At 70.2% G+C, this 14,987-nt stretch carries 10 protein-coding genes; 6 read left to right on the top strand and 4 right to left on the bottom strand.

The genetic code is table 11. From position 1 onward, the window contains the following. Positions 1 to 74: 74 nt before the first annotated feature. The 3 genes from ACTWPV_RS28440 to ACTWPV_RS28430 all read left to right on the top strand — a co-directional run bounded on the left by ACTWPV_RS28440 (position 75) and on the right by ACTWPV_RS28430 (position 6,258). Positions 75 to 2,213, top strand: a complete 2,139-nt coding sequence (locus ACTWPV_RS28440; RefSeq protein ID WP_443154142.1) for an elongation factor G-like protein EF-G2 — start codon at positions 75 to 77, stop codon at positions 2,211 to 2,213. A gap of 133 nt (positions 2,214 to 2,346) precedes the next feature. Next, positions 2,347 to 3,897, top strand: a complete 1,551-nt coding sequence (locus tag ACTWPV_RS28435; protein WP_443154141.1) for a glycoside hydrolase family 10 protein — start codon at positions 2,347 to 2,349, stop codon at positions 3,895 to 3,897. Positions 3,898 to 4,188: 291 nt separating this feature from the next. Beyond that, a complete protein-coding gene (locus ACTWPV_RS28430; protein ID WP_443154140.1) occupies positions 4,189 to 6,258 on the top strand; it encodes a hypothetical protein in 2,070 nt (689 codons plus the stop codon). Between the two features lie 19 nt (positions 6,259 to 6,277). On the opposite strand, the gene ACTWPV_RS28425 is transcribed toward ACTWPV_RS28430, so the two are convergent. Then, a complete protein-coding gene (locus ACTWPV_RS28425) occupies positions 6,278 to 6,808 on the bottom strand; it encodes an HIT family protein (protein ID WP_347648934.1) in 531 nt (176 codons plus the stop codon). A 119-nt stretch (positions 6,809 to 6,927) separates the two neighbouring features. On the opposite strand from ACTWPV_RS28425, the gene ACTWPV_RS28420 reads away from it, so the two are divergent. Then, positions 6,928 to 7,650, top strand: coding sequence for a PIG-L deacetylase family protein (locus ACTWPV_RS28420; protein WP_347648935.1), 723 nt, complete (start codon positions 6,928 to 6,930; stop codon positions 7,648 to 7,650). A gap of 288 nt (positions 7,651 to 7,938) precedes the next feature. Here ACTWPV_RS28420 and thrS read toward each other — a convergent pair whose 3' ends face one another. The 3 genes from thrS to ACTWPV_RS28405 form a co-directional block, all read right to left on the bottom strand. After that, positions 7,939 to 9,903 (bottom strand): threonine--tRNA ligase, encoded by a 1,965-nt coding sequence (thrS, locus tag ACTWPV_RS28415; RefSeq protein ID WP_443154139.1) that lies wholly within the window; start codon positions 9,901 to 9,903, stop codon positions 7,939 to 7,941. A gap of 139 nt (positions 9,904 to 10,042) precedes the next feature. Next, a complete protein-coding gene (locus ACTWPV_RS28410) occupies positions 10,043 to 10,657 on the bottom strand; it encodes a glycoside hydrolase family 25 protein (protein ID WP_347648937.1) in 615 nt (204 codons plus the stop codon). Positions 10,658 to 10,687: 30 nt separating this feature from the next. Next, entirely contained in the window at positions 10,688 to 11,587 is a 900-nt protein-coding gene (locus ACTWPV_RS28405; protein ID WP_347648938.1) for a TIGR03564 family F420-dependent LLM class oxidoreductase, read from the bottom strand. Positions 11,588 to 11,684: 97 nt separating this feature from the next. On the opposite strand from ACTWPV_RS28405, the gene pgm reads away from it, so the two are divergent. Then, a complete protein-coding gene (gene pgm, locus ACTWPV_RS28400; protein ID WP_443154138.1) occupies positions 11,685 to 13,313 on the top strand; it encodes a phosphoglucomutase (alpha-D-glucose-1,6-bisphosphate-dependent) in 1,629 nt (542 codons plus the stop codon). 552 nt (positions 13,314 to 13,865) lie between these two features. After that, on the top strand, positions 13,866 to 14,984 hold the full coding sequence (locus tag ACTWPV_RS28395) for a cytochrome P450 (protein WP_443154137.1): 1,119 nt from the start codon (positions 13,866 to 13,868) through the stop codon (positions 14,982 to 14,984). The last annotated feature ends 3 nt before the right edge of the window (positions 14,985 to 14,987 follow it).

Below are 14,987 nucleotides of genomic sequence, written 5' to 3'. Positions count from 1 at the left end.
CCGCGTCCATGCGGTTTCTGTCACCTTCCGCGCGGGCGCGGCGTTGGGAAACATCCGACGACGCGGGAGGCGATGTGGCGGAAAGACACTCAGGCGGCGCCGTGGGAGCCGCGGGCAGGGCACCCGCGGCCGACCGGGCGGACGCGATACGTAATGTCGTGCTGGTCGGCCACTCGGGAGCGGGCAAGACGACCCTCGTCGAGCAGCTGCTGGCCGCCACGGGCACCATCCAGCGCCCGGGCCGCGTGGAGGACGGCAACACGGTCAGCGACTTCGACGAGGTCGAGGTCCGGCAGCAGCGCTCCGTCAACCTCGCGTCGGCACCACTCATGTTCAACGGAATCAAGATCAACCTTCTCGACACGCCCGGTTACGCCGATTTCGTGGGGGATCTGCGCGCGGGGCTGCGCGCGGCCGACGCCGCGCTCTTCGTGGTGTCGGCCTCCGAGGGGATCGACGGCCTCACCCGCATCCTCTGGGAGGAGTGCTCCCAGGTCGGCATGCCGCGCGCGGTCGTGATCACGAAGATCGACCACCAGCGGGCCGATTTCGACGAGGTGCTCACCACCTGCCAGGACGTGTTCGGCGACGGCGTCGCGCCTCTCTATCTCCCGGTGATCACCAACGGCCACGTCAACGGCCTCATCGGGCTCCTGTCGCAGACGTTCTTCAACTACGCCACCGGCACGCGCACGGAGAAGGACCCTGGAGCCGAGTACGCGTCCCAGATCGAGGACCACCGCGGCGTCCTGATCGAGGGGATCATCCAGGAGAGCGAGGACGAGTCGCTCATGGAGCGCTACCTCGAGGGTGAGCCCATCGAGACCAAGGTCCTCATCGACGACCTGGAGAAGGCGGTCGCGCGCGGCAGTTTCTACCCGGTGCTCTGCAGCGGGCTCGGCGTCGGTGCGACGGAGGTGCTCGAGCTCATCACGCAGGGCTTCCCGTCCCCCCTCGAACATCCCATGCCGGAGATCACCGATCTGTCCGGCAAACTGGTCAAGGACATCACCTGCGACCCGGACGGCCCGCTCGTGGCCGAGGTCGTCAAGACCACCAGCGACCCGTACGTGGGCCGCATCAGCCTCGTACGCGTCTTCTCCGGCACGCTGCGCCCCGACATGACCGTGCACGTGTCCGGCCACGGCCTGGCCGAGCGCGGCCACGAGGACCACGACGTCGACGAGCGCATCGGCACCCTGACCTGCCCGCTGGGCAAGCAGCAGCGCGGCGCGGCCAAGGGCCTCGCCGGCGACATCGTGGCCGTGGCCAAGCTGTCGCGCGCCGAGACCGGCGACACGCTCTCGGACGTCGAGCGGCCGCTGCTGATGACGGCCTGGCAGATGCCCGACCCGCTGCTCCCCGTGGCCATCAGGGCCAAGTCGAAGGCCGACGAGGACAAACTGTCACAGGCCCTCGGCAGGCTGGTGGCCGAGGACCCGACGCTGCGCCTGGAGAACAACGCCGAGACCAGGCAGCTCGTCCTGTGGTGCATGGGCGAGGCGCACACCGACGTGCTGCTCGACCGCCTGTCCAAACGGCACGGCGTCGAGGTCGAGCGGGTGGACCTGCGGGTGCCGCTGCGCGAGACGTTCGGCGGCAGGTGCCAGGCGATGGGCCGCAACGTCAAGCAGACCGGCGGCCACGGCCAGTACGCCATCTGCCACCTGGAGGTCGAGCCGCTGCCGTCGGGAGGCGGCTTCGAGTTCGTCGACAAGATCGTGGGCGGCGTGGTGCCGCGCCAGTTCATCCCGTCGGTCGAGAAGGGCGTGCGGGCCCAGATGGAGCGGGGCGTCGTCGCCGGCTACCCGATGGTGGACGTCCGTGTCACCCTGTACGACGGCAAGGCCCACTCCGTCGACTCCTCCGACATGGCCTTCCAGATCGCGGGCCAGCTCGCGCTGAAGGAGGCCGCGTCCAAGGTGCCGACCCTGCTGCTGGAGCCGGTGGACGAGGTCTCCGTGCTGGTGGCCGACGACTATGTGGGCTCGGTGATGTCCGACCTGTCGTCGCGGCGCGGGCGGGTGCTCGGCACCGAGCCCGTGGGCACGGGCCGCACTCTGGTGAAGGCGGAGGTGCCGGAGCTGGAGATAACGCGGTACGCCATCGACCTGAGATCCATGTCACACGGCACCGGCAGCTTCCAGCGCACGTTCCTGCGCTACGAGCCGCTGCCGTCCAACCTCGCGAGCAAGGTGGCGGCAACCGGCTGAGGAACAGGCGGGCCGGCCGGAAGGCCTCTGTCCCTTCCGGACCGGCCCTACCCTTTAATCACAGAAGCATCACGAGTACATTTCTTTTTTTGGTCCCGAGCATGTCAGGGCAACTGCCACACTGGGTGGCACTATGCGAACTGGACGCCCACTCCTAGCCGCTGCCACGCTCGCCGTCGCCACCACGGCCGCCGCCTACGTGTTCGGCCCCGGAGCCGGAGAGAGCCCCGCAGCGAGCCAGAAGAAGACGGCCATGGCCGCCCCCGCCGCGGCATGCAAGGCCGACGCCCGCTTTCCCAAGCGCGAGCTGCGCGGGGTGTGGATCGCCACGACCCAGAACATCGACTGGCCGTCCAAGGCCGGGCTGAGCCCCGCCAAACAGCGGGCCGAATACGTGAAGATTCTGGACAGCGCCGCCCAGCGCCACCTCAACGCCGTCTTCGTCCAGGTCAGGCCCGCCTCCGACGCGCTCTACAAGTCGTCGCTCGAGCCGTGGTCGCAATATCTCACGGGCACGGCGGGCAAGGACCCCGGCTGGGACCCGCTGCCGTTCCTCATCGACGAGGCGCACAAACGCGGCATGGAGTTCCACGCCTGGTTCAACCCCTACCGCGCCTCCTACGGCGACAGCACCGCCAAGCTGCCCGCCGGCCACCCCGCGCGCAAGCACCCGGGCTGGACCGTGAAATACGGCGGTCGCCTCTACTACAACCCCGGCCTGCCCGCCGTGCGCCACCACGTGACCAAGGTCATCACCGACGTGGTCAGCCGCTACGACCTGGACGGCGTGCACTTCGACGACTACTTCTACCCCTATCCCGTGGCGGGCGCGACGTTCGACGACAGCGCGGCCTTCAAGAAGCACGGCAAGGGCAAGAAGCTCGCCGACTGGCGGCGCGACAACGTCAACACCCTGGTCGCCGAGGTCGACAAGGCCGTCCACGACGCGAAGAACCACGTGAAGTTCGGCATCAGCCCGTTCGGCATCTGGCGCAACACCTCCAACGACCCGAGCGGCTCCAAGACGTCGGGCATGTCGGCGTACGACTCGATCTACGCCGACGCGCGCGCCTGGATCAAGTCCGGCACGGTCGACTACGTGCTTCCGCAGCTCTACTGGCCCCGCGGGCACCGGCTGGCCGACTACAACACGCTCGCGCGCTGGTGGGCCCGCGAGGTCAAGGGCACCGACGTGCAGCTCTACATCGGTCACGGCCTCTACCGCGTCGGCGCCAACGACGACAAGGCCTGGAGGAAGCCGGGCGAGCTGGCCGCGCAGGTCGGGGTCAACCGCAAGCTCAAGCAGGTCGACGGCTCGGTCTACTTCAGCGCCAAGCAGGTGCTGAGCGACCCGCTGGGCTCGGTCGACCGCCTGGCCAGGTCCCGCTACGCCCGCCCGGCGCTGCCGCCCCTGATGAAGGAGCGCGGCGGCGAGGCTCCCGCGCCGCCCGCCGGCGCCCAGTCCTCCGACGGCACGCTGACGTGGACTCCTTCCGAGGGCGCCCGCGCGTACGCCGTCTACCGGGTGCCGAAGTCGGGCAAGGACTGCCGCACCACCGACGCCCGCGACCTCGTCGCCGTCGTCTCGCAACCGTCGTACGCGGCGAAGGAGGGCACCTACCTGGTCACCTCGCTCGACCGGCTCTACCACGAGAGCGAGGCCGTCAAGGTGAAGGCCGGCTGACGCCCGCTCCCGTACGCGTCGCAGGAGGACCTGCCGCACGGCATCGCGGCGGGTCCTCCCGCATGACGTGGGAGCACGCGCCCGAACGGAGAAAAGGTGCATCACACCCGGTGGAGGGAAGGCCGGGCGCGGGATGAGACAGCGGCACGAGACAGGGGCGCGACGCCCGCGCCGGGCGGGCCGGAATCGCACCGAGCACATCCGCCGCGTGAGAGGGTAGTCGGGTCCGGTGGCGCCGGGACGTGAGCTGATGCGTCGTGCCACGGAACATCGACCGCGGGAGGTTCTCGGGTGAGGCGCGCGCTAGTGGTGCTGGCCGTGCTGGCCGTTCAGATGCTGGCGGGGCCGGGGTTGTTCACCGGGGCGGCGCGGGCCGACGACAGCGCAGGCCGGGTGGCCCTCATCGGCGTGTCGGGCCTGCACTGGAACGACCTCACCCAGGCCGACACCCCCAACCTGTGGGAGCTGGCCAGGGCGAGCGCGATCGGCTCCATGTCGATCCGCACGGTCGGCACCGTGACCTGCCCCTACGACGCGTGGCTGACCGTGTCGGCGGGCACCAGATCGGCCGTCGGCTACCGCTGCGGCGCGCCTCCCACGCCCGAGCCGCAGGGCGCGGGCGCCGTCATCCCCCACTACCGCTACCTCATCGACGTGGCCGGCCAGCGCAACGCGGGCGTCCTGGGCGAGTCGCTGAAGGCCGCAGGCCAGTGCTCGATCGCCATCGGCCCGGGCGCCGCCCTGGGGCTGGCCGACCGGCAGGGCGCGGTGCGCCACTACCACTCCTCCCCGCTCCAGGTGAAGACCGCCGACCTGGAGAAGTGCCGGGTGATCGCCATGGACGTGGACGACCTCGTTCTCCCCTACCTCACGAGCGGCCAGCTGCCCAGGGTGCCCGACCAGCTCAGCGCCACCGAGCGCCGCGACGCGCTGCGCCTGGCCGACGCCAAGGCGGGCGCGCTGCTGTCGGTCCTGCCCGTGGACACCACGGTGGTGCTCGCGGGCCTGTCCGACCACGGCTCCGTGCCGCACCTGCGGGTGACCGCGCTGCGCGAGCCCGGCGCGGCGGGCCACCTGCTCGGCGCGACCTCCACGCGCCGCGAAGACCTCTCGATCACGCCCGACCTGACCGCCACCGTGCTGACCAAGCTGGGCGTGCCGGTGCCCGCCACGGTCGTGGGCGGTCCGCTGCAGGTCGGCGGCCAGGGTGCGACGGTCGACAGGCTGCGTGACGCCGACGCCGACGCGCAGGCCGTGCGCTCGGTGAAGGGCGTCTACTTCACGGTCATGGCGGTGCTGCAGGTGCTGTTCTACCTGATCGCGTTCCTGCTGCTGCGCCGCCGCAAGGGCCTCGTGCCCGTACGCGTCGCGGGCGCCGCCCTGGCCGCCGTGCCCGCCGCCAGCTTCCTGGTCAACCTGCTGCCGTGGTCGAGTGTGCCGCAGATGGTCGCCGGGGTGCTCGCATGGACGGCGGCCATCACCGCTCTGGCGTTCGTGGGGCCGTGGCGGCGCGCGCCGCTCGGCCCGCTCGCCGTCGTGGCCGGCGCCACGGCCCTGACGCTCGTCGGCGACCTGCTGACCGGCACGACCCTGCAGGTCAACAGCGTCATGGGCTACAGCGCCGACGTCGGCGCCCGCTACTACGGGCTCGGCAACATCCCGTTCGCGCTGCTGGCGACCGGCACGCTGCTGACCGCCACGGTCATCGCGCACCGCTGGCCCGGCAGGGCGGGCGTGGCCGCGATCGTGCTGCTCGGCACGTTCGCGATGGTGCTCGGCGGGTCGGGCATGGGCAGCGACTTCGGCGGCGTGATCGCGTTCGTGCCCGGCATCGCGGTGACCACCCTCGTCCTGGCGGGCAAGCGCGTCTCGCTGGTGAAGCTGGGCGTGTTCTGCGTGGCGGGCGGGGTGATCGTGATGACGTTCGCCTGGCTCAACTACCTGCGGCCGCCGGATCAGCAGACGCATCTGGGCAGGTTCGTGGGCCAGGTGCTGACCGGAGAGGCGTTCGACGTCATCTTCCGCAAGCTGCAGGCCATGCTGGGCACCCTGCTCAGCCCCAACCTCATGCCGATCGTGCTCGCGGCCGTCGCCTTCCTCGTCTACGCGATCCTGCGGCCCGAGCAGGCCTCGGCCGGCGTGGTGCCGGCCGCGTTCGAGCACTCCCCCGCCCTGCGCGCGGGGCTGATCGGCACGCTCGTCAGCGGCGTGCTCGGCATGCTCGTCAACGACTCCGGCGCGGCCGTGTTGTCCATGGCGCTGGCGCTGGCCGTGCCGCTGCTGCTGGCCACCGGCATCGGCGTGCTACGCGCGTCCGCGTCCGCCGGCGCTCTGGGAGACCTGGCGAGCGCGCGAAGGTGAGCCGTGGGCAGCGACCGGGTCAGTCCCAGGCGTCGGCGAGCAACCGCCGCGTGTCGCGCAACAACTGCGGCAGGACCTTGGTCCGGCCGACGACCGGCATGAAGTTCGTGTCGCCGCCCCACCGGGGCACCACGTGCTGGTGCAGGTGCGCGGCGATGCCCGCGCCGGCGACCTGGCCGAGGTTCATGCCGACGTTGAAGCCCTGAGCGCCGCTGGCCTTGCGCAGCGCCCCCAGCGACTTCTGGGTGAACTGCCCCAGCTCCACCAGCTCGGCGGGCCGCAGCTCCGCGTAGTCGGCCACGTGGCGGTAGGGCACCACCATCAGGTGCCCCGAGTTGTACGGATAGAGGTTGAGCACCGCGTAGACGGTGTCGCCCCTGGCGACGATCAGGCCTTCCTCGTCGCTCATCTTGGGGATCGCGTCGAACGGGCACCCGTCGCCGGGGCCGGTGCCCGTGGGTTTGTTCTCGCCCTTGATGTAGGCCATGCGATGCGGGGTCCACAGACGTTCGAAATTGTCCGGATCCCCTGCCCCTGCCTGATCGTGCATACCTAGCAGCATAGGACCAGGAACAATCGGGGTGCTCCCCCGGTACGAACCCCGAGCGCCGCCCGGCGGCGGGCCTGGAGCCCGCGCGGCCCGCCGTCTGGTTTGCCAGGATGTCACCCATGACCTCTCAGCTCGAACCCATGCCCGAAGACTGGCAGCGGGCCCTGGCGATCGTGGCCCATCCCGACGATTTGGAGTACGGCTGCGCGTCGGCCGTGGCGACCTGGACCGACGCCGGCCGCGAAGTCTCCTACGTGCTCGCCACGAAGGGAGAGGCGGGCATCGACACGCTCGAACCCGTCAAGTCCGCCGCCGTGCGCGAGCGCGAGCAGCGGGCCAGCGCGGCCGTCGTCGGCGTGACGAACGTGGAGTTCCTCGGCCACGCCGACGGGGTGATCGAGTACGGCACCGCGCTCAGGAAGGATCTGGCCGCCGCCATCCGCAGGCACCGTCCGGAGCTCGTGATCACGCTGAATCCGGACGACACCTGGAGCGGCACGTACTGGAACACGCCCGATCATCGTGCGGTGGGCCGGGCCGTGCTCGACGCGGCCGGTGACGCCGGAAATCGGTGGATTTTTCCTGACACGGAGGCGGAGCCGTGGGACGGCGTCCGCTGGGTCGCCGTGGCCGGATCCGACTCCCCCACCCACGCCGTGGACGTCACCTCCGGCCTGGAACGCGGCGTGCGCTCGCTCGTCGAGCACCGCGCCTACATCGAGGCCCTCACCACCGAAGACCCGCAAACCTACGCCCGCAACCTCATCGAGGGCTTCGCCACGGAGACGGCCGAACGCTTCGGCGGCCGCCCCGCCGTCTCCTTCCGCCTCTTCCCCCGCTGACCCCGCTGGCCCTCGCCGTCTCCGTGCCCCCGTCACCGCGGTGGCCCCGCCGGCTCCGTACGCCTGGCCCCTGCCGACTCGGTGACCGCGCCGGTCACTGACCTGGCCGGCAGGGCCCGTCCGGCAGGGCCCGTCCGGCAGGGCCCGTCCGGCAGGGCCGGTCCGGCAGCGTCCGTCCGGCAGGGCGCGGTCAGTACGGGCTGGCCACGGCGCGGCAGCGAGCCGGTGCGGGGAAGAGCGGTGAGGCGGCGGCCCGGTGCGGGGGTCGCCTCACCGCGGCGTACGGGGTCAGACCTGGACCCGGCGCTCCACGGCGTTGACGATCTCGGCGATCGCCTCGTCGATGGGGACGCCGTTCTTCTGCTCGCCGCTGCGGTAGCGGAACGACACCGCGCCGCCCGAGATGTCGTCGTCGCCGGCCAGCAGCATGAAGGGCACCTTGGCCTTCTGCGCGTTGCGGATCTTCTTCTGCATGCGGTCGTCGGACGCGTCGACCTCGACCCTGATGCCGCGCTCCTTCAGCCGCTTGGCGACGTCCTGGAGGTAGGGCACGTGGGCGTCGGCGATGGGGATGCCGGCCACCTGCACCGGGGCCAGCCAGGGCGGGAACGCGCCGGCGTAGTGCTCGGTGAGGACGCCGAGGAACCGTTCGATCGAGCCGAACAGCGCCCGGTGGATCATGACGGGCGTCTGGCGGCTGCCGTCGGCGGCCTGGTATTCGAGCTCGAAGCGCTTGGGCTGGTTGAGGTCGAGCTGGATGGTGGACAGCTGCCAGGTGCGGCCGATCGCGTCCTTGGCCTGCACCGAGATCTTCGGGCCGTAGAAGGCCGCGCCGCCCGGGTCGTCGACCAGCTCGAGGCCCGACTCCTCGGCCGTCTGGCGCAGCGCCTCGGTCGCTTCGTCCCAGTCGGCGGGGTCGCCGATGAACTTGTCGGAGTCGTCGCGGGTGGACAGCTCCAGGTAGAACTCCGACAGGCCGAAGTCGCGCAGCACGCTGAGCACGAAGGTGAGTAGGCTCTTGATCTCGCCGGCCATCTGCTCGCGGGTGCAGTAGATGTGGGAGTCGTCCTGCGTCATGCCGCGCACCCGGGTCAGGCCGTGGACCACGCCCGACTTCTCGTAGCGGTAGACCGAGCCGAACTCGCACAGCCGCAGCGGCAGCTCGCGGTAGGAGCGCCCGCGCGCCCGGAAGATCAGGTTGTGCATCGGGCAGTTCATCGGCTTGACGCGGTATTCGATGCCCTCCAGCTCGAAGGGCGGGAACATGTCCTCGGCATACCACGGCAGGTGGCCGGAGATCTCGAACAGCGTCGACTTGGTGATGTGCGGGGTGTTGACGAACTCGTAGCCCGCCTCGCCCTGCCGCCGGCGCATGTAGTCTTCCATCTCCTTGCGGATGATCCCGCCCTTGGGATGGAAGACCGGCAGGCCGCTGCCCAGCTCGGGCGGGAAGCTGAACAGGTCGAGCTCGGCGCCGAGCTTGCGGTGGTCGCGCTTCTCGGCCTCCTCCAGCAGCTTGAGGTAGTCGTCCTGCTTGTCGCGCGACTCCCACGCGGTGCCGTAGATGCGCTGGAGCTGCGGGTTCTTCTCGCTGCCCCGCCAGTAGGCGCCGCCGGAGCGCATGAGCTTGAACGCGGGGATCGACCGGGTGGACGGCACGTGGGGGCCGCGGCACAGGTCTTTCCACGCCCGCTCGCCGGTCTTGGGGTCGAGGTTGTCGTAGATGGTGAGCTGACCCGCTCCCACCTCGACCGACTCTTCGTCCCCGGCCCCGCCTTTGAGCCCGATAAGCTCCAGTTTGTACGGCTCGCCCGCGAGCTCTTCGCGTGCCTCGTCGTCGGAGACGGCCCGGCGGGAGAACAGCTGCCCCTGCTTGACGATCTCGCGCATGCGCTTCTCGATGCGCTTGAGGTCGTCGGGGTGGAACGCCTGCTCGACGTCGAAGTCGTAGTAGAAGCCGTTGTCGACGGGCGGGCCGATGCCCAGCTTGGCCTCGGGGAAGAGCTCCTGCACGGCCTGGGCCATGACGTGGGCGGTGGAGTGGCGGACGATCGCCCGGCCCTCCTCGCTGGAGATCTCGATCGGCTCGACCGCGTCGCCCTGCTCCAGGGGGTGGGCCAGGTCGCGCGCCTCCCCGTTGACCCTGGCCGCGACGACCGTGCGGCCGTCGGCCTCGAGGGCTTGCCCCGCCGTCGTGCCGGCCGCGACCACACGCTCGGCTCCGGCGAGGGTGATGCGTAGCTCGGCTGACACGGTGACTCCTCAGGGATCGCGCTCGATGCCCGGCACCGAGGCTGCTTCGATGGTGTTCACCGATGCTATCGCGGGCGATGGGCGTCCCCGGCCACCGTGCCCGCGCCCCGCGCGGTCCTCGGGGCGGAGCGGCTGCGGGTCAGCGCCGCCGGCGCGGACGATACCCCAGCTTCGTCAGCTCCTTGCGGGTGCCGTGGAAGATGTTGCGGTCGATCGGGCTGTTGGAGTACTGGTGGATGGTCCAGTCGGCCCAGGGACGCGGCACGTCGGGCCGGCCGCGCGGCTTCGCCGGGCTCGCGATCCACAGCGGATATTCGGCCAGGCCCGCGCAGTGTCCTCCGTTGGCGAAGGCGTGGAAGGTGTAGATGAACGGCCGCACGCCGCCGTGCCGCTCGACGTGGTGGCACCAGCGGCGCGCGAAGCGGGCGACCCGCTCGGGGCGCGCGCCGTCGTTGGTCTCCAGGTCGAGCGCGACCAGGTCGCCGCGGCGCAGCCCGCCCGCCTGACCGATGGTGCGCAGGAAGTGCCGCGCCTGCTCGATGGGGTCGCCCTTGGGCCGGGCGAAGTGGTACGCGCCGCAGACGATCCAGCTCTCCCGCATGCCGTTCCAGTTGCGCGCGAACCACTTGTCGACGTAGTCACCACCCTCGGTGGCCTTGGCGAAGGCGAAGGACACGCCGGTTTCCGCGTGGTCGGCCCAGTCGACGGTGCCCTGCCAGTTCGACACATCTATGCCCAGGAGCAAGCGCTTCACCTTGTCGGAGTTTATTGAGATGTCTCCTGATCAGCCCTTCGCCGCGCCGATCAGCAGGTTCAGGGTACGTTCCCTGCCGGAGTACGCGGAGCCCACGAAATCGGTCACTCCGGCCTGCCTGAGCTCGTCGAGCTTGGCCAGCACCGTGTCCTCGTCGCCGACGACCGCCACCTCGCCAGGGGTGGCCGCGCCCTCCCTGTCGAGCATCGCACGGTAGGACGGGAGCCGCCCGTACGTCTCGAAGATCTCGTTGGCGCGCGCGACCGCGGCCGCGGGGTCGTCGGTCACGCAGACGGGCAGCGCGCACACGATCCTGGGCGGCTCGCGGCCGGCCTCGGCGGCGGCAGCCTTGATGGTGGGCGCGATGTGCTCGGCGATCGTCCTGGGGCCGGTCATCCAGAGCACGGTGCCGTCGGCCACGGTGCCGGCTAGCCTGAGCATCCGGGGGCCGAGCGCGGCGACCAGCACGGGGAATCCGGCGCCGGGGGTGCTGAGCCGGATGTCGGCCTTGAGCGTCTCGCCCTCGTACCTGACCTGCTCTCCCCTGCTCGCCGGGATGAGGATGTCGAGGTATTCCTTCATGTGGCGGCCTGGCCGGTCGAAGCTGTAGCCGTACATGTCCTCGATGACGACCTTGTGTGACAGGCCGATGCCGAGGGCGAGGCGCCCGCCGAGCGCGGCGTTGACGGTCATGGCCTGCTGGGCGAGCGCGGCCGGGTGGCGCGGGTAGGTCGGCACGACGGCGGTGCCGAGCTCGATGCCGGGCACCTGGCCGCCGGCCGCCGCCAGGGCGGTGAGGGCGTCGAGGCCGAAGATGTTGGACAACCAGGCCGAGGTGAAGCCGTCCCGGGCCGCCCCGGCGATCTGGTCGCGCAGGTCGCCGATGGGGTCGTCCGCGTTCCGCTCGGACAGGAAGAAGCCGTATCGCATAAGAACAGAACTCCGTTCTGGTGACTGACGCGAATCTATCTCCCGACCCCGGCGGGGGGCATCAGCCGTGCCGGACAAGATTTGTAAAGTGGCGAACATGACGCACGAACGCGCGGGAAAGCCCGCCCGACCAGCCGACCTCGTCGACGTCGCCCGGCTGGTGACGTCCTACTACGCGCTCCGCCCCGACCCTGACGAGGTGGAGCAGCGGGTGGCGTTCGGCACCTCGGGGCACCGGGGGTCGGCGTTCGACGCTGCGTTCAACGAGGGCCACATCCTCGCCACGAGCCAGGCCATCTGCGAATATCGGCGCGCGCAGGGCACGGACGGGCCGTTGTTCCTCGGCATCGACACGCACGCGCTGTCGGAGCCCGCGCGGGTGTCGGCGCTGGAGGTGCTGGCGGCCAACGACGTCACGGTCATGATCGACACGCGCGACGGCTACACGCCGACCCCCGCCGTGTCGCACGCCGTCCTGCGGCACAACCGGGGGCGCACGTCGGGGCTCGCCGACGGCGTGGTGGTCACGCCGTCGCACAACCCGCCCGGCGACGGCGGCCTCAAGTACAACCCGCCGCACGGCGGCCCCGCCGGCACCGACGCCACCAAGTGGATCCAGGACCGCGCCAACCGGCTGCTGGCCTCGGGGATGGAGGGCGTGGCGCGGATCCCCTACTCCAGGGCGCTGGACATGGCGGAGCGTTACGACTTCCTCGGGACGTACGTCGATGACCTGCCGTCCGTGCTCGACCTCGACGCGATCAGGGCGGCCGGGGTGCGGGTCGGGGCCGACCCGCTGGGCGGGGCGAGCGTGGCCTACTGGGGGGAGATCGCCGAGCGGCACCGCCTCGACCTGACGGTGGTCAACCCGGTGGTCGATCCGACGTGGCGGTTCATGACGCTCGACTGGGACGGCAGGATCCGGATGGACTGCTCGTCGCCGTACGCGATGGCGTCGCTGATCGCCAATCGCGAGAAGTACGACATCTCCACCGGCAACGACGCCGACGCGGACCGCCACGGCATCGTCACCTCCGACGGCCTCATGAACCCCAACCACTACCTCGCCGTCGCCATCTCCTACCTCTACACGCACCGCGACGGCTGGCCGGCCGACGCCGGGGTCGGCAAGACCATGGTCAGCAGCGGCGTCATCGACCGCGTCGCGCAGTCGCTGGGCCGGCGGCTCTACGAGGTCCCGGTGGGTTTCAAGTGGTTCGTGCCCGGGCTGCTCGACGGGTCGCTGGGGTTCGGCGGCGAGGAGAGCGCGGGGGCGTCCTTCCTGCGGCGCGACGGATCCGTCTGGTCCACCGACAAGGACGGCCTCATCCTGGCGCTGCTGGCCTCCGAGATCCTCGCCGTCACCGGCCGGTCGCCGAGCGACCACTACAGGGAGCTGGTGGAGCGGTTCGGCGAGCCCGCGTACGCCCGCGTGGACGCTCCCGCGACGCGCGAGGAGAAGGCCGTGCTCGGAAGGCTCTCCGCCGAGCAGGTGACGGCCTCGTCGCTGGCGGGCGAGCCGATCACGGCGGTGCAGACGTCGGCGCCCGGCAACGGCGCGGCGCTCGGCGGGGTGAAGGTGGCGACCGAGAGCGCCTGGTTCGCGGCCCGCCCTTCCGGGACCGAGGACGTCTACAAGATCTATGCCGAGTCCTTCCGCGGGGCCGACCATCTGGCCAAGGTCCAGGAGGAGGCCCGCTCCCTGGTCTCGTCGGCCCTCGCCTGAACAGCGGAGCGTGGTGCCCCAGGCGCCGTGACTTCCGGGGCAGGAGCTCCCGGCCCGGCCCACGAGCGGCGGCTGGCGCGTCACGAATTCATCGGCGCACCGGAACTGCTGCCGTCAGCGAACGCATCACAGTCGCCCGGAGACTGACACCGTCTATACCGCCGGTCGGAGACGGCTCAGTGACTGCTGCAAAAGTTTACCGCCGAATTCAGCCCTCCGATTGACTACGGCATCAGGCCACCGTGGTTTCATCGTCACGAACGTAGCAGTTCGCAAGCAAGCCAACGTGAATGAGCTGGGCCGGTCCGATCCGACGGCCAATGGCGACGAACCCGTTCGGTGCCGGCGACCGCGAGGAGCCGGATTCGCGTCGAGGCTTGCCGGCACCATGCCTGGTCGCGCTTGCCTGCCGTATCGCCCGCAGAGCCGTCCAGCCGAGCGAGGAGACGAGCTCACATGAGTCGAACCAGGAATTTTCCCTTCGAACCTGGCCCTTTCGGCGCTCCTCCGCCAGAGCACAGGAGACGTCAGGCGGACGACCCCCTGGGCCGCGTGATCTTTCCCACGACGGACGAGGTGGTCCTGGCCGTCCGCTATGACGATGTCCGCGCCATGCTGGGCAGTGCCTCCTTCAGCGTCGAGGCGTTGCAACTCGGGCATGCGGACGCGCCATTGGCGCTCGCCCGCAGCGCACCCCTGCGCATGGTGGGTTCCTTGATGAATACGGATCCTCCGGACCATACGCGCTTGCGGCGCATCGTCATCGGATTGTTCACGCCCGCCCGAATAGAAGAGCTTCGTCCTCGCGCCCTCCGGCTCGCGAACGACCTCATCGACGATATGGCAGCGCCTCCGGCCGACTTCATCGAGGAATTCGCGGCACCGTTCTCCGCCCACCTTCTTCTGGACATCCTCGGTACGCCCGACCACAGCCGCGAAGATGTCATCAGGCACTTCGGCAGCTTCATGTTCACCAGTTCACTCACTCTGGCCGAACGCATGAAACAGGCCGGCGAGTTCAACAAACATGTGATCGCGTTGCTCATGAAGGCACGGTCGGCCAGATCCGGGCGAGGCCTTGTCGGCGTTCTGGCGAACGCGCGCGAGGAGGAAGGCAGGCTCACCGAAGAGGAACTGCACGGCCTGATCTACGCGATCGTCACAGTGGGGCACGGGACCGCGGTCGCCATGATGGCCAGAGCGGCATGCACGCTCCTGCGCCACCCGGACCAGTTCCGCCTGCTCAGCGACCCCTCCCGGGTGCCGTCCGCCGTGGAAGAACTACTCCGGCTGGATATTCCAGGTGAGGGCGGACAGCCTCGTGTCGCCACCGAGGACGTCGCGCTGCCTTCGGGCACCATCCCCAAGGGGGCGACGGTCGTCCCGTCCATCGCCTCCGCCAATCGCGACGAGAGCCGCTTTCTCGATCCTGACGCATTTGACATTCACCGCTCACCCAACCCACACATGGCCTTCGGCTACGGCCATCACCATTGCCTGGGCGCGAGTCTGGCAAGAATGCAACTGCAGGTCATGGTCCAGCAGTTCGCCGGGCGCGTACCGACATTGCGCCTGGCCGTTCCCGCCGAGGAACTCGTCTACGCGAACAACGGCGCCACCAGAGGGCTGACCTCGCTCCCTGTCACCTTCGACGCTCCCCGCCCACAGTGAGCG

Origin of the sequence: Nonomuraea sp. KM88 (genome assembly GCF_052245635.1) — a bacterium.
Taxonomy (GTDB): Bacteria; Actinomycetota; Actinomycetes; order Streptosporangiales; family Streptosporangiaceae; genus Nonomuraea.
Note: the sequence above shows the minus strand (reverse complement) of the source record. Positions and strands in the feature narration are given on the sequence as shown.